We start from the raw sequence: 19472 nt of genomic DNA, 5'->3' as shown, positions 1-19472 counted from the left end.
TGACAATTTTTTAAAAATAAAAAGGCTCCTGGTTTCAGGAGCCTTTTCTCTTTCCTCTATAAATAATGTTGCCGTTTTGAATCACGTACTTTGCGATCATCCGCTCACTCACAATAAAAACGGGATACGCGCACACAAGCGCAAATACAGCCATCGGCACGTGCTGTACAGCTGGCAGCACTGAGCCTGCCGCATTGCGGAGGAGCATCAAAAGATAAATAAGCAGCACGATGGCCGCTAATGATACCAGCATAATCGGAGCTGAAACTTTATATTCATAAAGCCGTTCCCGGCAGTGGCCGCAGCGAAATTGACAAGGCACATTTGATGATCTGACCATATCGCCTGTCAAAGGTTTGCCGCAGTTCGGGCATGGTGTTTCTTTCATAGGGTATTCCTCACTTTCTATTCCATCTGTCTATTATACCAGAGTCCCTTCTGTTTCGTTTTGTTGCTGTTCAACACATTTTCACATTTTTTATCATCCACTTACTTGTCTCCGTCTCTAAAATCCTCTACGCTTAAATAGATCTTAATGAAGAGGGTGTATGAATGCTTCCGATTAATAGACAGCAACACATACTGAAGTGGCTGAAAGAAGAAGGCTCGCTTAGAATTTCTGACATCAGCGCAAGGTTCGGCGTTTCGGAAATGACGGTATATAGAGATGTCAATCAGCTGGTTCAGTCAAATCAGGTCATAAAAACCGCCGGCGGTATCACGCTCCCCGTCCGAACACCTCAAACAGATCATATGTGCAGCTATTGCTTGAAGCCCGTCAATCAAGCTCATTCGGTTCAGCTGATTACGGTAAACCAAGACATTGAACAGCTATGCTGCGCACATTGCGCGTTTTTGCGTTACGCGGATAAAACGGAAGAGGTTTCACACTTGATTTGCAGAGATTTTCTGTTACAGACAACCGTCAGTGCCGGTTCGGCTTATTTCGTCGTAAATGCTGAATTAAACCTGCACTGCTGCCAGCCGCAGGCCATTCCGTTTGCGACACTTGACCATGCCGAACGATTTCAAAAAGGATTCGGCGGAGCCGTCCGCACTTTCGACCAAGCGCTGGAAGATATGCTTCAAGACAGAAAGAAACGCTGCACCTGCACCAAGAAATAACACAACACATACAGCGGAAGGTGGTGTCTGAGTGATGAAGCGAAACAGATGGTGGATCATCCTTCTGCTTTTTCTTGTTTTCCTGCCGAAAACAAGCTTTGCTCACGCCTATATTGTCAAATCTTCACCTGGGGAAAACAGCGAATTAAAAAGCGCCCCTGCGCAGGTGGAAATCGAATTTAATGAACCGGTTGAAGAAGGGTTTCATTACATTAAAGTCTATAATTCAAACGGCGACCGTGTGGATACGGACAAGACTGAAATCAAAAAAGATAATCATCACATCATGACAGTGAAGCTGAAGAAGAATCTGCCTCATGATGTGTACAGAGCGGAATGGAATGCTGTATCCGCGGACGGGCATCCTGTTTCCGGCGTCATTCCGTTCAGTATCGGGAAAGCGGATGGCGGATTCAGCAGCCAAAAAGCAGCCGATTCAGCGCTGAATCCGGGAACAGCAGCAGATCGCGCGATTCTGTATACAGCCTTATCTCTGTTTATCGGAACGGTTTTCTTCCATCTTTTCTGGTATAAAGGGAAATCAGAACAGCTCGTCAAACGGACGAGACGTATCCTGATCGTTTCGATCGCAGCATTGGGGCTAGCGCTTTTGCTTCAGCTTCCGATTCAGACAAAAGCGAACGCAGGCGGCGGCTGGGGCAGCGCATTCCAGCCGGGCTACATCAGAGAAACACTGTTTGAGACAGCAGGCGGCTCCATTTGGATCATACAGGCCGCGCTGTTCGTGCTGCTCGCACTGTCTGTAATCCCTGCGATACGGAAAAACCGCTTTTCATCCTTTGGCTATTGGACAGCGCCGCTCATTTTCTTTTTCGGTCTCCTGCTTGCCAAAGCGTTTACCGGGCATGCCGCTGTCGTTGAAGAAAAAACGGTCGGCATTTTGATGGATTTCCTTCATTTAACTTCCGCTTCCATCTGGGTCGGCGGAATAGCGGCACTCGTTTTGCTGCTCTCAAAAGAATGGAGGCAGCCTGACAAAACGCTCGCGTGGGAGACGGTCAGACGGTTCTCCCCATGGGCGCTCACTGCAGTCGGCGTCATTTTGTTTTCAGGCTTGCTCAATGGATTTTTCATCATTCGTTCAATGGATTCACTGTTCCATACAGCGTACGGACAAGCTCTTTTAGTGAAAAGCGGGCTGTTTGTTTTCATGCTGGTCTTAGGCGCAATTCATTTTCTGCTTACCAGAAAGCAGCGCCGCACAGGAATCAGCCGAACGTTGAAAGCGGAGTGGGCAATCGGCATCGCTGTATTGATCACAGCGGCCGTGTTTACAAGCCTGCCAAGCCCGCCTGAGCCGGCGCCGGAACCGTTCTACCAAACCAAAGCGATTGAGAACGGACAAAGCGTTTCTCTCAGCATCAGCCCAAACCAGCCCGGAAAAAATGTTTTTGAGCTGCGGGTCACCGACCATAACGGAGATCCCGTGAAAAACATCCAGCAAATCACGTTAACCGTTTATAAAACAGGCCTGTCAGGCAGCGAAAACAAAAGCACTTTTACATTAAAAGAAAAAACAAAAGGCGTCTTCCAGGATCAAAACCTGTCGATTAATGAAAAAGGAAACTGGAAGATCAAAGTCCACGGCCTGACCGGCGACTTTAACGAAATCAATATCATGTTTACAAAGACCAATTAAGGAGTGTTTACGTTGTTGAAAAAAATCGCATTGACACTATGTCCGGCTATTGTCGGCTCCCTCTTATTCTTTACGGCCCCTGCCAGCGCGCATGTTTCTGTAAAACCGGCTGAGTCTGCTGCAGGCTCTTGGGAAACGTATACAATGAAGGTTCCTTCAGAGAAAAATCTGCCGACAACGAAGGTAGTCCTCAAAATGCCGAAGGATGTTGAATTCCAGCAATATGAGCCAATTCCGGGCTGGAAGGTCTCCACTCAAAAACATGATGACAAATCAGTGTCCGTGACATGGGAGGCGACTGACGGAGGCATTCAGGAAGGACAGTTCCAGCAGTTTACCTTTGTTGCCAAAAACCCTGACAAAGCGGAGGAAGCTGCTTGGGACGCATACCAATATTACAAAGACGGCAGCATTGTTGAGTGGACAGGTGACGAGGATGCCGATACACCTCATTCCATTACAAACATCACGTCTGCAAAACAAGTGACAGATGAGCACGGCGCCACGAAAACAGAAGACGATTCCGAAGACTCAGGTTCTTCAGCTCTAGACATTACAGCGATTGTGCTGTCTGCGGCTGCCATTATTTTATCTGTAGCAGCACTTGTTAAGAAAAAGCGTGCGTAATAAAAAAGCGATCCAGATGTGATGTCTGGGTCGCTTTTTTTGTTTAACCGCGTCCTGCCTGGAATGAAGGATATTGTGTCATACCGCCGTCCGCGAATAACGTGATGCCTGTGACGTAGCTGGCTTCCTTCGAAGCAAGCCAGGCTGCTACTGCGGCGATCTCCTCCGGTTCGCCGATATATCCCATTGGAATCATGCTTTCTACATCAGCTTTCTGTTTAGGGTCAGCGAATTTTTCAGCATTGATTGGCGTGTTGATCGCACCTGGCCCAATATTATTGACGCGAATGCCCTTCGGCGCGTATTCCAACGCTAATGTTTCTGTCATCAGCTTTATCCCGCCTTTACTTGCCGCATAGTGGACAAATAACGGCCAAGGAATCACTTCGTGCACACTGGACATGTTAATGACATTTCCCTTGATATCGTTTTCTACGAAATATTTAATCGCTTCACGGCTTCCTAAAAAGGCACCCGTTAAGTTCGTGCCGATGACTTTATCCCAATCCTTGAGCGGCATTTCGTGAGATGGTACAGGATTTTCAAGACCGGCATTATTAATCATAATATCGAGTGTGCCGAACTCCTTAATTGCCGTTTGCACGATATTTTTTACATCTTCCTCTTTCGTGACATCTCCTTGGACGACAACAGCTTCACCGCCCGCCTTGATGACCTCTTCTTTTACCTCGTTTGGATCTTGTTTATTACTATAATAGTTGATAACCACTTTTGCCTGCTCCTTGCCGAAGCGAATGGCCATCGCCTTTCCGAGCCCTGAAGCAGCTCCTGTAATAGCGACGACTTTTCCTTTTAAATCCGGATACATATACATCCTCCTCCATTTGTTATGAATTTGTTTTGGCGATTCCTAAGAATACGGCGGCGGCAATAATCAGGATAATCCCGATCGCAATTGCTATTAGCTGGCGTTTCGTTTTCTTTTCACGCAGGATGAAAATACCGCCGAGCGTAGAAATGACAATTCCCATTTGTGAAAGGGAAAAGCTCGTTGCAACGCCGACTCGCGGCTGAGAAATAAACAAAAACATATTTCCGCCTGCCCAGATTAACCCTGGGAGAATATTTCTGATCGCATACTTGTTAAAGGGTTTGTGTCTATAGGTTAAAACTAACCCCCCGACCACCATACCAATTGCCTGTGGCAGCAACGCGGACCAGCCGGACACATTGAATAATCTAGCCACGACTACATAAACCAAATAACCAAGAGTCGAAACAAGGAGAATCAAAATGCCCTTTTTCAAATTGCTTGGCTCGCCCTCTTTTTTATCATTCTTATCTTCCAAGGACGTGAGAATGATTCCTACAATGATAAAGATCAAAGCGAGAACGCCAAGCGTAATCGCAATCGGTGTTGACCATTCGCGGAACACGATCACACCGAACAGCGAGGTGGAAACGAGCTGCATTCCTGTGGAAATCGGCATTGTTTTCGACACGCCCATCAATTGAATGCTTTTCAGCTGGTTGGCCTGTCCAAGTGACCAAAATAAGCCGGATACGATTCCAACAATAAAAATGCGAAGGGACAGAACGGGCTGAACAAAAAAGTAAATAACGATAGAAACAATGAGCGCCCCGATCGTCGTTCCCAGTGTCTGGCTGTACGGCCCGCCGCCTAATTTCACATTGAAGAGAACAATGCTCCCCCAAAACAAAGCCGGGAGAAGAGCCAATAATAAATCCATTGTTGGGGAACCTTCTTTCAAAATGTATTTGCTGTTATTTTGGCTGGAATTGTTGTGATTATTCGCCGGAACACAAAAAGAGCTGCCGGAAAATCCGGCAGCTCTTAGGAGCGTGCATTCTTTTATAAACCGATGGACAAATATTTTGTTTCAAGGTACGGCTCGATACCTTCTGAACCGCCTTCACGGCCGATGCCGCTTTCTTTCATTCCGCCGAATGGCGCTTGAACAGCTGACGGTCCGCCGTCATTCCAGCCGATAATGCCATACTCTAGATTCTCGGAAATATAGATGCCGCGGCGGTAGTTTTCTGTGAAGAAGTAAGCAGCCAAGCCATACGGTGTATCGTTGGCAAGCTGAATCGCTTCATCAATATCAGAAAACGTGACGATCGGGGCGACCGGGCCGAATGTTTCCTCATGCATGATGTTCATGGACGGATCGACATCGGTGAGCACTGTCGGATTCACAAAGTAGCACCCTTTGTCATCGTTTCGGTTATATGTGCCCCCAGCAATCACTTTCGCGCCTTTTTCAACCGCATCATCTATTTGGCTGACGATTTTTTCGAAGCCTCGTTTGTTGATGATCGGGCCGACATTGACGCCTTCCTCAAGTCCATTTCCGACTTTCAGCTTAGACACTTGCTCGCTCAGTTTCGCAGCAAATTCATCTTTAATGGATTCATGAACGATCAGGCGGTTGGCACATACGCAGGTTTGGCCGGCGTTTCGGTATTTGGACGCCATCGCCTGTTCAACGGCAAGGTCAATGTCCGCATCTTCATCTACGATCAGCGGGGCGTGTCCGCCGAGTTCCATTGAGACGTGCTTTACGGTGTCCGCGCTGTTTTTCATAAGGATTTTCCCTACAGGTGTTGAGCCTGTGAACGTGATTTTGCGGATTTTCGGACTGCTTGTGAACACATTTCCGATTTCTTCTCCATCGCCGATCACAACCTGAAGAACATCCTTCGGAATGCCCGCTTCATATGCGAGGCGCGCTAGTTCATAAGCAGACAGCGGTGTGTCCGGCGCCGGCTTGATGATAAATGTACAGCCGGCGGCAAGAGCAGGCGCCGCTTTGCGTGTAATCATCGCATTCGGGAAATTCCAGGGCGTGATAGCAGCAACAGGGCCGACCGGCTGGCGTGTGACAACAATTCGTTTACCAGTTGTCGGGGCCGGGACCGTTCTTCCGTACACACGCTTCGCTTCCTCTGCGAACCATTCGATATAGCCTGCGCCGTAAAGTACCTCGCCAACTGCTTCCTTGTATGGTTTTCCGTTTTCCTTTGTAATTAAATCTGCAAGCTCTTCTTTATGTTCAACAATCAGCTCATACCATTTTTTCAAAAGAGACGCTCTTTCGTTCGCTGATGTTTTAGACCACGTTTTAAACGCTTGATGTGAACGTTCAATGGCTTCTTCTACCTCTGTGGCTGATTGCTGAGGAATCGTTTTGATCTCCTCGCCCGTAGCCGGGTTGTAGACCGTTAATTGATCTGGCATATTGAACATTCCTTTCTTTTCATGATTACTTAAAATGATAGCAGACCCGGCCATTTTCTTTCCAATGATTAAGCTCGCAGGCCCGCCTCCAAGATGCTGAGCCCTTCATTTAATAGGCTGTCTGAGATGACGAGCGGTGTCAAAAAGCGGATGATATTACCGTTAATTCCCGCTGTCAGCAAAAGTAATCCGTTTTGATTCGCATAGGCTGCGATCGCCGCTGCTTTTGCTTTATCAGGCTCACGCGTGTCTGGATCCTTGACGATTTCGATTGCGGCCATCGCCCCGAGCCTGCGGATGTCACCGATGATCGGGAATTCTTGTTTCCACTCATACGCCTTGTCTTCAATGATTTTGCCAATTTCTTCAGATCGCTCATTCAGTCCTTCTTCTTCGATAATATCCAAGACTGCCAAAGCCGCCGCGCAGCCGAGCGGGCTGCCGGCATACGTGCCGCCCAGCTCCCCTGGCGCTGCCGCATCAAGCATTTCCGCACGCCCAATCACACCGCTTAATGGCAGGCCTGCCGCAAGCGATTTAGAAACCGTGATCAGATCGGGCACTACATCAAAGTGCTCAATTGCGAAATAAGTGCCAGTTCTGGCAAAGCCGGTTTGGATTTCATCAGCAACAAAAACAATGCCGTGTTCTTTGCAGAATGAAGCGACGTGCTGTACGAACCGTTTCGAAGGAATAATAAATCCGCCTTCTCCCTGCACCGGCTCCATCACGACACACGCCACCGTTTCAGGCGCCACTGAAGCGATAAAGAAATCATTGAATGCTTGAATGACCATATCGTCATAGCTTTCATCACTCATGCCGGCCGGCTTCTGATAATAATAAGGGAACGGCGCTTGATAAACCTCTGGCGCAAAAGGCCCGAAACCGAATTTATAAGGTTTTACCTTGCTTGTCATGCTCATCGTCATATTCGTGCGTCCATGAAACCCGCGCGTAAACGAGACAACGCCTTGGCGCTTTGTATACTTTCTGGCGATTTTCACAGCGTTTTCGACCGCTTCTGCCCCTGAGTTAAGAAAAATCGCTTTTTTCTCATGGCTGCCCGGCGCGATGCCGCACAGTTTTTCTGCTAATTCGATATAAGTCGGGTACATCATGACATTAAAACCAGGATGAATCAGCTCCTCCGCCTGCCGCTTCACAGCCTCAACCACCTTCGGATGCGAGTGTCCGACATTTAACGTGCCGATGGCGCCTGCAAAATCAATAAATCTCCGGCCGTCCAGATCGTACAGCTCGGCCCCTTCTCCTTTGACCGCCAGACTGCGGTTGCCGTTGCTCACACCTTTTGACACAAATTGATCCCGTTTTTGCTGCCATTGTGCAGTTGTGATGCTTACTGTTGTTTGACTCATGTGAATATCCCCCTGTCGGTATTTTCTTATCATTCTGACTTCTCTTTGGTATGATGAAAAGTACCAATTATAACTTTTTGATGGTATCAGAAGGAGAAACTACAAAATGGATATCACAATTACACTCGATCGTTCAGAGCAAGCCGATTATATCTATCAGCAAATTTATCAAAAGCTGAAAAAAGAAATCCTCAGCCGCAATCTGCTGCCGCACTCGAAGGTTCCCTCCAAGCGGGAGCTGGCTGAAAATCTCAAGGTCAGCGTAAATTCAGTGAATTCAGCCTATCAGCAGCTGCTGGCTGAAGGGTATTTGTACGCCATTGAACGAAAGGGTTTCTTCGTGGAGGAACTAGACATGTTTTCCGCCGAGGAGCACCCTCCATTTGCACTGCCGGATGATCTAAAAGAGATTCACATCGACCAGAGCGATTGGATATCGTTTTCACACATGAGTTCCGATACAGACCATTTTCCGATCAAAAGCTGGTTCCGCTGCGAGCAAAAAGCGGCCTCCCGCTCATACCGCACGCTCGGCGATATGTCACATCCGCAAGGGATATATGAAGTGAGAGCTGCCATTACCAGGTTCATTTCCCTGACGAGGGGTGTAAAATGCAGGCCAGAACAAATGATCATAGGGGCAGGCACACAGGTGCTCATGCAGCTGTTGACTGAGCTTTTACCCAAGGAAGCCGTGTATGCGATGGAGGAGCCTGGCTACAGGCGCATGTATCAGCTTTTGAAGAGTACCGGAAAACAAGTAAAGACGATCATGCTGGATGAAAAGGGCATGTCGATTGCTGAAATCACCAGACAGCAGCCAGATGTGCTGGTGACTACCCCGTCGCATCAGTTTCCGTCCGGAACGATTATGCCTGTATCCAGAAGAATTCAGCTGCTGAACTGGGCAGCCGAGGAGCCGCGCCGATATATCATTGAGGACGATTATGATAGTGAATTCACATATGATGTAGACAGTATTCCAGCGCTGCAAAGCCTCGACCGTTTTCAAAATGTTATCTATATGGGAACCTTTTCAAAGTCCCTTCTCCCCGGCTTGCGGATCAGCTATATGGTGTTGCCGCCTGAGCTGTTGAGGACATACAAACAGCGGGACTATGATCTGCAGACTTGCTCGTCACTCACGCAGCTCACTCTGCAGGAATTTATCGAGTCTGGTGAATATCAGAAGCATATAAAAAAAATGAAGCAGCATTATAAAGAAAAGAGAGAACGCCTGATCACCGCTTTAGAAGCAGAGTTCAGCGGAGAGGTTACCGTAAAAGGGGCAAATGCGGGGCTGCATTTTGTTACCGAATTTGATACCAGGCGCACCGAACAAGACATCCTGTCACATGCTGCCGGGCTGCAGCTTGAAATATTCGGAATGAGCCGATTTAACTTGAAGGAAAACAAGCGGCAAACGGGCAGGCCAGCTCTCATTATCGGCTTTGCACGGCTGAAGGAAGAAGATATTCAGGAGGGTGTGCAGCGGCTTTTCAAAGCGGTTTACGGACATAAAAAAATCCCCGTTACAGGGGATTGATTCACCAGCGGTCCTGGTCTACATTCAGCACGGCTTCAAGCAGGCCCGGAAATGCCTTTTCAAGGTCTTCAGCGCGAAGCGAATAATACCGGCGCTTTCCTTCTATCCGAACTTGAGCGATGCCTGATTCTCTCAAAACTTTAAAATGATGCGATAAAGTCGATTTGGCAACCTGCACATCTGCACAGGTGCTGCACGTTTTTTCTTTTGCTTCAGCTAATTGCTTGACGAGCTCTAAACGAAGCGGATCACTAAGTGCATGAAGAACCTTTGTCAGCTGCAATGTTTCTGTTTCTGGATGGTTTGGAATGTTCATGACACAAATGTATCACACAACAATTAGAATGACAATTTTACTATTTAAGGGTTTTTCCTTTACCTCAATTAGAATACATGTTACATTTAGTTCGATGAAATTCGAACAATAAATTCGCATAACAACGGAGGAGATTTAAATGATCGTATTACAAGCTTATATCAAAGTAAAACCAGAAAAACGCGAGGAATTTTTGAGCGAGGCTCAATCACTTGTTCAGCATTCAAGAGCTGAGGAAGGCAACGTGCAATACGACCTATTTGAAAAAGCAGGCGAAGAAAATACATTTGTCATGCTTGAAAAATGGAAAGATGAAGCGGCAATGAAATTCCATAACGAAACTGCGCATTTCCAAGGGTTTGTTGCAAAAGGAAAAGAACTGCTGAGCGCTCCTCTTGATGTTGTCCGCACAGAGCTTAGCGAGTAAAGGAAGGGTGTCTCATATGAATGAAGTGATTAAATCTTTAACAGACCACCGCTCGATTCGCAGCTACACAGATGAGCCTGTAGCTCAGGAGCAATTGGACCAAATCATTGAAGCGGTGCAATCAGCCCCTTCTTCTATCAACGGACAGCAAGTGACTGTGATCACAGTCCAGGATAAGGAGCGCAAAAAGAAAATCTCCGAGCTGGCAGGCGGCCAGCCATGGATCGATCAAGCTCCTGTTTTCCTGCTGTTCTGCGCAGATTTCAACCGGGCCAAAATTGCGCTTGAAGATCTGCATGATTTCAAAATGGAAATCACAAATGGATTGGAATCTGTTCTTGTCGGCGCAGTAGACGCTGGTATTGCCCTCGGCACAGCAACAGCAGCGGCGGAGTCACTCGGACTTGGCACAGTTCCGATCGGTGCAGTTCGCGGAAATCCTCAAGAGCTGATCGAACTGCTTGAGCTTCCAAAATACGTGTTCCCTTTATCCGGCCTTGTCATTGGGCATCCTGCCGACCGTTCAGCGAAAAAACCGCGCTTGCCGCAGGAAGCTGTCAATCATCAGGAAACTTATTTGAATCAGGATGAGCTGACGTCTCACATTCAGGCATACGACGAACAGATGTCTGAATACATGAATAAACGGACAAACGGAAAAGAAACAAGAAACTGGTCACAGAGCATCGCTTCCTACTATGAGCGCCTGTACTATCCGCACATCCGTGAAATGCTTGAAAAACAAGGATTTAAAGTTGAAAAATAAGCTCTTATTCGGCCTGTCGGATTTTCCGGCAGGCCTTTCATTTACCCGGTTAAAATCCATTGACTTCTATTTTGTTTATTTGGTAAAATTTTTTCATAGTTACTCATTGGTTTTCTGTGAACCAATGGGTTTTCTAATGTTCAAGAAAGAAGGAAGCCATGAGATGCTTGATAAAAAAACAGATATCTTGTTAGCCGCGCGAAAGCTTTTTTCGGAAAAGGATTTTACGTCGGTTTCCATGCAGGCGATCGCAGAAGAATGTAAGATGTCAAAAGCTTCGATATATAAGCTGTTCCAATCTAAAGAAGATCTGCTTTTGGAGCTGCTGTCATTTAACCAGAAGCAAATGGTGGCCGCAGCCTCAAGACTTCAGGAAAATACCGCACTTACACCGGAGGAGCGTTTGACGCAAAAGGTCAAAATGGAACTGGAGGGCTTCAGGCGGAATCAGCAGTTTTTCAATATGCTGACCTACGGAAACCCCAAGCTGCATAATGACCGGGTCAAACAGCATATCCATCAGACCAGATCGACGATTATCTGCTGGCACCGCGATTCGCTGATCCAGGCGTATGGAGAAACCATTCTCCCGTTTGTGTGGGATTTGGTTATCATTCTTCACGGCATGATGCGTGAGTTTTTAATGCTGATCAAAATCGAGGAAAAACCGCTTGAGCTTGACCCGATCGCAGAGTTTATCATCAGCACCCTCAATCAGATTATCAAAAACAGGGAAACCCGCCAGTCTCTTCTTCCGCCCGAAGCCATCGAGCTTTATATTCATTCAGCATCCTCCTACAAGCCAAAGGATAAGTCAGTCCTATTATCGGAAAGCCTGAAGGAATTACATAAAGGCATCTCTTCCCTGCCCGCCGCGGACTATGACGTAGATGAACTGACATCCGCAGCCGCCATGCTGGAGGAAGAAGCGAAGAAGGAAGAACCCCGCGCTTTTTTACTCAAATCACTGATTGGCTATCTGGAACAAACCGGTGTTTTAACACAGCCCGTTTCCATGTTAAAAACACTGTTAATTACTTAGAGAAAAGAAGGGATATGTATTGAACACAAGTATTGAACAAAAACCTTTTAACCGTTCTGTCATTGTCGGCATTTTGTTAGCCGGAGCGTTTGTGGCGATTTTGAACCAGACATTGTTGATTACCGCACTTCCCCATATCATGAGGGATTTCAATGTCGATGCCAACCAAGCACAATGGCTGACAACATCATTTATGTTAACCAACGGGATTTTAATTCCGATTACCGCGTTTTTAATTGAGAAATTCACAAGCCGGGCGCTGCTCATCACAGCAATGAGCATTTTCACTGCCGGAACAGTCGTCGGAGCGTTCGCGCCGAACTTCCCGGTTCTGCTGACAGCGCGTATCATTCAAGCGGCTGGAGCCGGCATTATGATGCCGCTCATGCAGACTGTATTCCTGACAATCTTTCCGATTGAAAAGCGCGGCCAGGCTATGGGTATGGTCGGATTGGTCATCTCATTCGCGCCTGCGATCGGACCGACTCTTTCCGGATGGGCTGTCGAAGCTTTCTCTTGGAGATCATTGTTTTATATTATTCTTCCGTTTGCTGTGATTGATTTGATTCTTGCCAGCATCCTGATGAAAAACGTGACGACTTTAAGAAAAACACAGATTGATATTTTATCAGTCATCCTTTCAACATTTGGGTTCGGCGGCCTTCTGTACGGCTTCTCAAGCGTCGGCTCTTATGGCTGGTCCAGTTCAACCGTCTTGATTTCACTGCTGGTGGGTGTCATCGCGCTGCTCTTGTTTATCACAAGACAAATGAAGCTTGAAAAACCGATGCTGGAATTCCGCGTCTTCACGTTTGGCGTTTTCAGTTTAACAACACTGCTGGGAACCCTCGTCTTTGCATTATTGATCGGTACGGAAACCATCCTGCCGCTTTATACACAAAATGTCAGAGACGTCACAGCTTTTGATACAGGGCTTATGCTCCTTCCGGGAGCCGTTGTGATGGGCTTTATGTCGCCGATTATCGGCAGAATTTTTGACCGTGTCGGCGGAAGAGGGCTGGCGATTGCCGGTTTCTGCATCATCTTCCTGACATCTCTGCCGTTTATGCAGCTGACTGACCATACGTCACTCGCTTGGATTGTCGTTTTATACACCGTTCGTCTCTTAGGCACCGCCATGATCATGATGCCGGTGACAACAGCTGGAATCAACGCGCTGCCGCGCCACTTGATTCCGCACGGAACTGCGATGAACAACACGATTCGCCAAGTCGGCGGCTCGATCGGAACCGCACTATTGGTTTCCGTGATGAGCAACCAGGCGGCACATGCAGGCACGACAAATGTAAAGCACGCCGCCCTGCACGGCATGAACGCCGCTTTTATTGTGGCTGCCGTCATTGCACTTGTCGGCTTCCTTCTCTCATTCACATTAAAAAAACCTCAGCGCCCTGCCGAACAGCAGCCGGCACGCTGATTAACAAAAAAAGAGCCCCGCTATTTAGCGGAGGCTCTTTTTGGTTTTACTTTTCTAAACCGTCTTTCACTTCTTTGATCATTTGTGCCATAGACTCAAGACCGCCTCCTGATAAGTACCAAGTAGCAGAATCAAGGTAGACGACATGATCATTTTTCACTGCGTTTACATTTTTCACATAATCATTTTCAACGACTTGTTTAGTAGATGATGTTTCACCGATCGCTGTACCGCGGTCAATGACAAACAGGTAATCCGGGTTTGTTTTTGAAATGTACTCGTAAGAAACGCTTTGTCCGTGAGTAGACGCTTTGATGTTTTTATCAGCCGGTGTCACGCCGAACACGTCATGGATCAGGCCGTATCTTGATTTAGGACCGAATGCGCTGATCTTCCCGTCGTTCGCCATGATGACGAGACCGTTTTTGTTAAGCTTTTCAGCGGTTTTCTTTACATCTGCGATTGAGTGATCAATGTTTGCGAGCTCATCTTTCACTTTGTCTTCTTTATCAAAGATTTTACCGATTGTTTCAGCGTCTGATTTAAATGATTCCATGTACTTCGCTGTATCTACACCAAGGTAAATCGTCGGCGCAATTTTAGAGAATTCTTTGTAAGACTCAGATTGTCTTGCTGAAATAATGATCAGATCAGGATCTAATTCTGCCACTTTGTCGAAGTCTGGCTCTTTTAAGCTGCCGACATCAGCGTATTTGTCATCCTTGAATTTGGACAGATATTTAGGAAGGACTTGTTTCGGCAGGCCCGCTACTATATCATCAAGTCCTAGTTTATCTAATGTATCTAAGCTTCCAAAGTCAAATACGACAACTTTTTTAGGGTTCTTCGGTACTTTTGTGCCGTTTTTGTCGAGCTGGTGTTTCACTGTGATTTGTTCTTTCTTTGTATCAGAACCTTTGCTGCTTGTGCTTTGGTTTCCGCATGCAGAAATGACAACGGCAGTGACCAAAGCGATGAATAGTAACGCGAACTTTTTCATGCTCCTCACCTCTTCTATATATTAAGAAAAATAAACACCTATTCTTTGATTATCAATCGTCTGAATCGGGATGGTCATATCGTAGATTTCCTCAAGCACTGATGTTTCTATCATTTCTTCAGGCGGTCCTTCTTTAACGATTCGGCCGTTTTTCAAAGCGACGATATAGTCAGAATAGACTGAAGCAAAATTGATATCGTGAATGACGATCACGATCGTTTTTCCAAACTCCTCTACCAGCCGTTTCAGCAGTTTCATAATTTCAACTGAGTGTTTCATATCCAGATTGTTCAGCGGTTCATCCAGAAAGATATAATCTGTGTCCTGGGCAATGACCATGGCGATAAATGCCCTTTGGCACTGTCCGCCGCTCAGCTGATCCAAGTATTTGTCTTGAATGTCTTCCAGCTTCATATAGCTAAGCGCCTGGTTGATATGAACCCAGTCTTCCTCTGTCAGCCGGCCCTGTGAGTACGGAAACCTGCCAAAACTGACGAGGTCTTTGATCGTGAGCCTGATATTGATTTGGTTCGCCTGCTTCAAAATGCTCATTTTCTTGGCAAGCTCTTTGCTGTCACATGCTCCAATCTCTTGTCCGTCTATGTAAATCTCGCCGGAATCCTTTTTGATCAGGCGGCTCATGATAGACAGCAGCGTACTTTTGCCGGCGCCGTTAGGACCGATAAACGAGGTGATTTTGCCCTTTTGAATCGTGACTGACGTCTCTTCAAGAACAACTTTCCCGCCATATTGTTTGCTTACATTTCTGACCTCTACCATGATTTATTCTCCTTTAACAGCAAGTAGATAAAATAAATCCCGCCGGCAAAATTAATAATGACGCTCAGCGTCGTTGAGAAGGTAAACACTTTCTCAACCACAAACTGCCCTCCGACCAGCGCAATGATGCTGATGAAAACGGAGCCTGCGATTAAGTATGAATGCTTATATGTTTTCAGGAATTCTCTCGCCAGGTTGACGACCAGAAGGCCTAAAAACATAATCGGCCCGACTAGCGCTGTTGAAACAGAAACCAAAATCGCAACCACGATCAGCATCTGCTTCACCACTTTGTCGTAGTCAATGCCCAAATTCACGGCGTGCTCGCGTCCGAGCGACAGCACATCGAAAAATTTTGTAAAACGCCAGACATAAACGCCTGTCAGCAGGAAGATGATGAACGCGAGCCATAACAAATCCGTATTGATATTGTTAAAGCTGGCAAACATCTTGTCCTGCACAACTTGGAACTCGTTCGGATCAATCAGCATCTGCATAAAAGAAGACAGGCTGCTGAACAGCGTGCCAAACACGATTCCGATAAGCAGAAGGAAAAAGATATTTCTCCCCTCACCCTTGAACATGATCTGATACAAAACAAGAGAAAACAGTATCATCAGCAGAACAGAGATGATAAAGTTGATGTTTTTATTCATGATGACCATATTCGCAGAACCGAACAAAAAGATAATGCCAGTCTGAATCAGCATGTAGAGAGAATCAAGGCCCAAAATGCTCGGCGTCAGGATGCGGTTGTTCGTAATCGTTTGAAAGATCATGGTCGAAAACGCAATCGCTCCCCCAGTCAGCACAATGGCAGCGACTTTTTTGATTCGTCTCGGCAGGGTGTAATCCCAATTTCCTAAGTCATAAAACAAAAACAAGCCAATACATACAATGGCTAAACCAACGAGCAAAGCTATTTTCATCTGGTTACGCATAGGCTTTTCTCCTTAACAGCATAAACAGGAAAATGCCGCTGCCGATGATTCCGACCATCAGGCCAATCGAGATTTCATAAGGGAAGATAATGATTCTGCCCAGTATATCGCAAAACAGCACAAAAACTGCTCCCAACAGCGCAGTATGCGGCAGGCTGCTCTTCAGATTGTCTCCTCTGTAAATCGATACAATATTCGGGATGATTAAACCGAGAAACGGCAGCATACCGACAGTCAAAATGACAAGAGACGTGATCAGGGACACGATAATGAGCCCGATGTTCACAACCCGTTTATACTTGAGGCCGAGGTTGACAGAAAAGCTTTCACCCATACCGGCCAATGTGAATTTATCCGCATACAAATAGGCAATGATGACGAGCGGAATACTCAGATAAAGAAGCTCGTATCTTCCTTTCACGACTAAAGAGAAGTCTCCCTGCAGCCATGATGACACATTCTGGATCAAGTCATATTTATATGCGATAAATGTCGCGATTGAACTGACGATATTCCCGAGCATTAAACCGACAAGCGGAATAAAGATGGTGTCGTTAAACTTGATTCTTTCAAGGATTTTCATAAACAGAAAATTTCCTGCAAGGGCAAAGACAAACGCGACCAGCATTTTGATCAAAGGACTGGCGGATGTAAACAGCAGCAAGGAAATTAAAATGCCGAGCCTCGCCCAATCCATCGTGCCCGCCGTCGTCGGTGACACGAATTTATTTCTGCTGATCTGCTGCATAATCAAACCGCAGATGCTCATGCTTAATCCCGCGATGACAATGCTGATCAATCGCGGCAAACGGCTTGCAAACAGCGTTGACGCCTCTTGTTTGCTTAAATCGAAGAGATCAAGCGGCGACAGATCTTCTACACCGATAAATACAGATGTGACTGCTAATATGATAAGTAGAATAAATAAGTAACGTAGCTTCATGCTGCCTCCTTACATCCTTACAGCAAAAAGAACGTATCTCCTACTCCGCAAGGACTCAAAACAATATGGCCATATAGTAATTGATTATCATTATCATTTACATATTACCATTTTTATAGGGTTAGTCAATATTCTTTAAAAATATTAACCTAGTCATTTATCAATTTTACTAATCATTCTAACCATTTTCCATCCCAAAACGTTAGGCTGTTTACCATATTTATCTTTATAACGCAGGCATACGGTCAGCAAACCTAACATTATTCCTCGTGAAAAATACAAATGTTCTCCTGAGAAAGAAATTCCCCCTTGATTTACAGTACTGAAAGAGAGATAATAAATACTAAATTTGTGTGAAAATTTTAAACATTAGGAGATGTAAACATGAAGGTCGTTAAATTCGGAGGCAGCTCACTTGCTTCAGGCGCCCAGCTTGACAAGGTGTTTCACATCGTTACCTCAGATCCGGCACGGAAAGCTGTAGTCGTTTCAGCTCCGGGAAAACGCTATGCCGAGGATACGAAAGTGACTGATCTCTTAATCGCATGTGCAGAACAATATTTGGCAACAGGCAGCGCACCTGAACTGGCGGAAGCTGTTGTGGAACGGTACGCTCTCATCGCCAATGAGCTTCAGCTGGGGCAAAGCATTATCGAAAAAATCAGAGATGATCTGTTTACGCTTTTAGAAGGAGACAAAAGCAATCCCGAACAATACCTTGACGCAGTCAAGGCCAGCGGAGAGGATAACAATGCCAAACTGATCGCCGCTTACTTCCGTTATAAAGGCGTCAAAGCGGAATATGTAAACCCGAAGGATGCCGGCCTCTTTGTGACAAATGAACCCGGCAACGCGCAAGTTCTTCCTGAATCCTATCAAAACCTCTATCGTCTTCGGGAACGTGACGGACTCATCATTTTTCCCGGTTTTTTCGGATTCAGCAAGGATGGCGATGTGATCACATTCTCACGGAGCGGTTCTGATATTACCGGTTCGATTCTTGCCAACGGACTACAAGCCGATTTGTACGAAAACTTTACAGACGTGGACGCTGTGTATTCTGTCAATCCGTCCTTCGTTGAGAATCCAAAGGAAATCAGCGAGCTGACATATAGAGAGATGCGGGAGCTGTCCTACGCGGGTTTTTCAGTGTTTCATGATGAAGCGCTCATTCCGGCATTCAGAGCGGGGATTCCTGTTCAGATCAAAAATACGAACAACCCCTCAGCCGAAGGCACCCGCGTCGTCAGCAAGCGGGATAACAAAAACGGGCCTGTCGTCGGCATTGCCAGCGACACCGGTTTTTGCAGCATTTATATCAGCAAGTATCTCATGAACAGAGAAATCGGTTTTGGACGCAGAGCCCTTCACATCCTGGAGGAGCATGGTTTGACGTATGAGCATGTTCCATCGGGAATCGATGACATGACAATCATTTTACGGCAGGGGCAAATGGATGCCGCCACTGAACGCAGCGTCATCAAACGGATCGAAGAGGATTTGCATGCCGATGAAGTCATCGTCGAGCATCATCTCGCCCTGATTATGGTTGTAGGGGAAGCGATGCGCCACAATGTCGGTACAACGGCAAGAGCCGCCAAAGCATTATCAGAGGCCCAGGTGAATATCGAAATGATCAATCAGGGATCTTCTGAAGTGAGCATGATGTTTGGCGTAAAAGAAGCCGAAGAAAGAAAAGCCGTTCAAGCATTATACCAGGAATTTTTCACGGGCGTGCTGATCTCTTAATCGTACATAAATAGCGGGCGGCAGCGCCCGCTATTTTTTTATATCACCTTCATATAGCCGAATTCTTCATTTTTTCTCTTGTCCACTATTATCCCTGCCAAATGGATCGGTTCAGCATATCTTATAGTATCCTTCATAGGGAGGTGAAACCTTATGTCAGGATACTCTAACGGCGGCGGTTACGGCGGCATCAGTTCTTTCGCTTTAATCGTTGTATTGTTTATTCTATTAATTATCGTAGGGACTGCGTTTGTTGGCGGCTTCTAAGCTGCTGACCGTCTCTGCGGGACCCTGTCCGCCACAGTTTTGCAGCATTTGCTGAAGCAATCTCGCAAGGAGGTGCACAAAATGTCAGGTTACGGAACTTCTTTCGCTTTGATTGTTGTGTTATTTATCCTCTTGATCATTGTGGGAACTGCATTTGTAGGAGGCTACTAAATAAACGTAATCTCCATGAAGGCGGCACCGCAAGACTATGTCTTGCGGTGTTTTTTTGAAAAGAAAAACCCC

21 protein-coding genes are annotated in these 19472 nt (G+C 46.3%); 11 read left to right on the top strand and 10 right to left on the bottom strand.

The features are described from left to right. Positions 1-34 precede the first annotated feature (34 nt). Positions 35-388 (bottom strand): hypothetical protein, encoded by a 354-nt coding sequence (locus bslm_RS02205; protein WP_003246726.1) that lies wholly within the window; start codon positions 386-388, stop codon positions 35-37. A gap of 164 nt (positions 389-552) precedes the next feature. Between bslm_RS02205 and ycnK the strand changes: the two genes are divergently transcribed. From ycnK to bslm_RS02190, 3 genes are read left to right on the top strand one after another with little or no spacing between them, the layout of a single operon-like run. Continuing rightward, the gene (ycnK, locus tag bslm_RS02200) at positions 553-1125 is read left to right on the top strand and encodes a copper uptake transcriptional regulator CutR (RefSeq protein ID WP_015252812.1); all 573 of its coding nucleotides are present in this window, start codon (positions 553-555) and stop codon (positions 1123-1125) included. Between the two features lie 34 nt (positions 1126-1159). Then, positions 1160-2785, top strand: coding sequence for a copper transporter YcnJ (ycnJ, locus tag bslm_RS02195; RefSeq protein WP_038428363.1), 1626 nt, complete (start codon positions 1160-1162; stop codon positions 2783-2785). A gap of 12 nt (positions 2786-2797) precedes the next feature. Beyond that, positions 2798-3412: a YcnI family copper-binding membrane protein gene (locus bslm_RS02190; RefSeq protein WP_038428362.1), complete on the top strand. Its 615-nt coding sequence runs from the start codon at positions 2798-2800 to the stop codon at positions 3410-3412. Between the two features lie 43 nt (positions 3413-3455). Here the strand turns inward: bslm_RS02190 and gdh are convergent, their stop codons facing one another. The 4 genes from gdh to gabT all read right to left on the bottom strand — a co-directional run bounded on the left by gdh (position 3456) and on the right by gabT (position 8014). Beyond that, positions 3456-4241: a glucose 1-dehydrogenase gene (gdh, locus tag bslm_RS02185; protein WP_003246720.1), complete on the bottom strand. Its 786-nt coding sequence runs from the start codon at positions 4239-4241 to the stop codon at positions 3456-3458. A 19-nt stretch (positions 4242-4260) separates the two neighbouring features. Beyond that, on the bottom strand, positions 4261-5124 hold the full coding sequence (gene glcU / locus bslm_RS02180) for a glucose uptake protein GlcU (protein WP_003234455.1): 864 nt from the start codon (positions 5122-5124) through the stop codon (positions 4261-4263). A 122-nt stretch (positions 5125-5246) separates the two neighbouring features. Further along, positions 5247-6635 (bottom strand): succinate-semialdehyde dehydrogenase, encoded by a 1389-nt coding sequence (gabD, locus tag bslm_RS02175; RefSeq protein WP_038429981.1) that lies wholly within the window; start codon positions 6633-6635, stop codon positions 5247-5249. Positions 6636-6703: 68 nt separating this feature from the next. Continuing rightward, positions 6704-8014: a 4-aminobutyrate--2-oxoglutarate transaminase gene (gene gabT / locus bslm_RS02170; protein ID WP_038428361.1), complete on the bottom strand. Its 1311-nt coding sequence runs from the start codon at positions 8012-8014 to the stop codon at positions 6704-6706. A 106-nt stretch (positions 8015-8120) separates the two neighbouring features. On the opposite strand from gabT, the gene gabR reads away from it, so the two are divergent. After that, positions 8121-9560 carry a MocR-like transcriptional regulator GabR gene (gene gabR, locus bslm_RS02165; protein WP_038428360.1) on the top strand — a complete coding sequence of 480 codons (1440 nt, stop codon included), beginning with the start codon at positions 8121-8123 and terminating at the stop codon, positions 9558-9560. Between the two features lies 1 nt (position 9561). On the opposite strand, the gene bslm_RS02160 is transcribed toward gabR, so the two are convergent. Further along, positions 9562-9876 carry an ArsR/SmtB family transcription factor gene (locus bslm_RS02160; RefSeq protein ID WP_003234476.1) on the bottom strand — a complete coding sequence of 105 codons (315 nt, stop codon included), beginning with the start codon at positions 9874-9876 and terminating at the stop codon, positions 9562-9564. Positions 9877-10015: 139 nt separating this feature from the next. Here bslm_RS02160 and bslm_RS02155 point away from each other — a divergent pair, with 139 nt between their 5' ends. The 4 genes from bslm_RS02155 to bslm_RS02140 all read left to right on the top strand — a co-directional run bounded on the left by bslm_RS02155 (position 10016) and on the right by bslm_RS02140 (position 13549). Next, positions 10016-10303, top strand: a complete 288-nt coding sequence (locus bslm_RS02155) for a putative quinol monooxygenase (protein ID WP_038428359.1) — start codon at positions 10016-10018, stop codon at positions 10301-10303. Positions 10304-10319: 16 nt separating this feature from the next. After that, positions 10320-11069, top strand: coding sequence for an oxygen-insensitive NADPH nitroreductase (gene nfsA / locus bslm_RS02150; protein WP_003234479.1), 750 nt, complete (start codon positions 10320-10322; stop codon positions 11067-11069). A 163-nt stretch (positions 11070-11232) separates the two neighbouring features. Then, positions 11233-12111 carry a TetR/AcrR family transcriptional regulator gene (locus bslm_RS02145; protein WP_038429980.1) on the top strand — a complete coding sequence of 293 codons (879 nt, stop codon included), beginning with the start codon at positions 11233-11235 and terminating at the stop codon, positions 12109-12111. 19 nt (positions 12112-12130) lie between these two features. Next, the gene (locus bslm_RS02140) at positions 12131-13549 is read left to right on the top strand and encodes an MDR family MFS transporter (RefSeq protein WP_014478836.1); all 1419 of its coding nucleotides are present in this window, start codon (positions 12131-12133) and stop codon (positions 13547-13549) included. Between the two features lie 46 nt (positions 13550-13595). Here bslm_RS02140 and yclQ read toward each other — a convergent pair whose 3' ends face one another. Genes yclQ through yclN form a run of 4 tightly spaced genes read right to left on the bottom strand, consistent with a single transcriptional unit; the run spans position 13596 to position 17213 of the window. Further along, entirely contained in the window at positions 13596-14549 is a 954-nt protein-coding gene (yclQ, locus tag bslm_RS02135; RefSeq protein ID WP_038428358.1) for a petrobactin ABC transporter substrate-binding protein YclQ, read from the bottom strand. A 21-nt stretch (positions 14550-14570) separates the two neighbouring features. Continuing rightward, a complete protein-coding gene (gene yclP / locus bslm_RS02130; protein WP_046380785.1) occupies positions 14571-15329 on the bottom strand; it encodes a petrobactin ABC transporter ATP-binding protein YclP in 759 nt (252 codons plus the stop codon). Next, positions 15323-16270 carry a petrobactin ABC transporter permease YclO gene (gene yclO, locus bslm_RS02125; RefSeq protein WP_003246705.1) on the bottom strand — a complete coding sequence of 316 codons (948 nt, stop codon included), beginning with the start codon at positions 16268-16270 and terminating at the stop codon, positions 15323-15325. The genes yclP and yclO overlap by 7 nt, the downstream gene beginning before the upstream one ends. Further along, the gene (gene yclN, locus bslm_RS02120) at positions 16263-17213 is read right to left on the bottom strand and encodes a petrobactin ABC transporter permease YclN (RefSeq protein ID WP_038428356.1); all 951 of its coding nucleotides are present in this window, start codon (positions 17211-17213) and stop codon (positions 16263-16265) included. The genes yclO and yclN overlap by 8 nt, the downstream gene beginning before the upstream one ends. Positions 17214-17597: 384 nt before the next feature. Between yclN and bslm_RS02115 the strand changes: the two genes are divergently transcribed. The 3 genes from bslm_RS02115 to bslm_RS20320 all read left to right on the top strand — a co-directional run bounded on the left by bslm_RS02115 (position 17598) and on the right by bslm_RS20320 (position 19400). After that, positions 17598-18962 (top strand): aspartate kinase, encoded by a 1365-nt coding sequence (locus tag bslm_RS02115; protein ID WP_038428355.1) that lies wholly within the window; start codon positions 17598-17600, stop codon positions 18960-18962. 153 nt (positions 18963-19115) lie between these two features. Continuing rightward, positions 19116-19229: a YjcZ family sporulation protein gene (locus bslm_RS20325; protein WP_003234495.1), complete on the top strand. Its 114-nt coding sequence runs from the start codon at positions 19116-19118 to the stop codon at positions 19227-19229. An 81-nt stretch (positions 19230-19310) separates the two neighbouring features. Beyond that, positions 19311-19400 carry a YjcZ family sporulation protein gene (locus bslm_RS20320; RefSeq protein ID WP_015482794.1) on the top strand — a complete coding sequence of 30 codons (90 nt, stop codon included), beginning with the start codon at positions 19311-19313 and terminating at the stop codon, positions 19398-19400. Positions 19401-19472 lie beyond the last annotated feature (72 nt).

This window comes from Bacillus sp. LM 4-2 (assembly GCF_000978495.1).
In the GTDB taxonomy this organism is placed as follows: domain Bacteria; phylum Bacillota; class Bacilli; order Bacillales; family Bacillaceae; genus Bacillus; species Bacillus subtilis.
The sequence above is the reverse complement of the archived record's forward strand: the minus strand, read 5'-3'. Positions and strand labels throughout refer to the sequence as shown.

Bases quoted from the DNA above. Each gene is read 5' to 3' on its own strand.
- bslm_RS02205 (WP_003246726.1), bottom strand. From the start codon at position 388: ATGAAAGAAACACCATGCCCGAACTGCGGCAAACCTTTGACAGGCGAT.
- ycnK (WP_015252812.1), top strand. From the start codon at position 553: ATGCTTCCGATTAATAGACAGCAACACATACTGAAGTGGCTGAAAGAA.
- ycnJ (WP_038428363.1), top strand. From the start codon at position 1,160: ATGAAGCGAAACAGATGGTGGATCATCCTTCTGCTTTTTCTTGTTTTC.
- gdh (WP_003246720.1), bottom strand. From the start codon at position 4,241: ATGTATCCGGATTTAAAAGGAAAAGTCGTCGCTATTACAGGAGCTGCT.
- glcU (WP_003234455.1), bottom strand. From the start codon at position 5,124: ATGGATTTATTATTGGCTCTTCTCCCGGCTTTGTTTTGGGGGAGCATT.
- gabD (WP_038429981.1), bottom strand. From the start codon at position 6,635: ATGCCAGATCAATTAACGGTCTACAACCCGGCTACGGGCGAGGAGATC.
- gabT (WP_038428361.1), bottom strand. From the start codon at position 8,014: ATGAGTCAAACAACAGTAAGCATCACAACTGCACAATGGCAGCAAAAA.
- gabR (WP_038428360.1), top strand. From the start codon at position 8,121: ATGGATATCACAATTACACTCGATCGTTCAGAGCAAGCCGATTATATC.
- bslm_RS02160 (WP_003234476.1), bottom strand. From the start codon at position 9,876: ATGAACATTCCAAACCATCCAGAAACAGAAACATTGCAGCTGACAAAG.
- bslm_RS02155 (WP_038428359.1), top strand. From the start codon at position 10,016: ATGATCGTATTACAAGCTTATATCAAAGTAAAACCAGAAAAACGCGAG.
- nfsA (WP_003234479.1), top strand. From the start codon at position 10,320: ATGAATGAAGTGATTAAATCTTTAACAGACCACCGCTCGATTCGCAGC.
- bslm_RS02145 (WP_038429980.1), top strand. From the start codon at position 11,233: ATGCTTGATAAAAAAACAGATATCTTGTTAGCCGCGCGAAAGCTTTTT.
- yclQ (WP_038428358.1), bottom strand. From the start codon at position 14,549: ATGAAAAAGTTCGCGTTACTATTCATCGCTTTGGTCACTGCCGTTGTC.
- yclP (WP_046380785.1), bottom strand. From the start codon at position 15,329: ATGGTAGAGGTCAGAAATGTAAGCAAACAATATGGCGGGAAAGTTGTT.
- yclO (WP_003246705.1), bottom strand. From the start codon at position 16,270: ATGCGTAACCAGATGAAAATAGCTTTGCTCGTTGGTTTAGCCATTGTA.
- yclN (WP_038428356.1), bottom strand. From the start codon at position 17,213: ATGAAGCTACGTTACTTATTTATTCTACTTATCATATTAGCAGTCACA.
- bslm_RS02115 (WP_038428355.1), top strand. From the start codon at position 17,598: ATGAAGGTCGTTAAATTCGGAGGCAGCTCACTTGCTTCAGGCGCCCAG.
- bslm_RS20325 (WP_003234495.1), top strand. From the start codon at position 19,116: ATGTCAGGATACTCTAACGGCGGCGGTTACGGCGGCATCAGTTCTTTC.
- bslm_RS20320 (WP_015482794.1), top strand. From the start codon at position 19,311: ATGTCAGGTTACGGAACTTCTTTCGCTTTGATTGTTGTGTTATTTATC.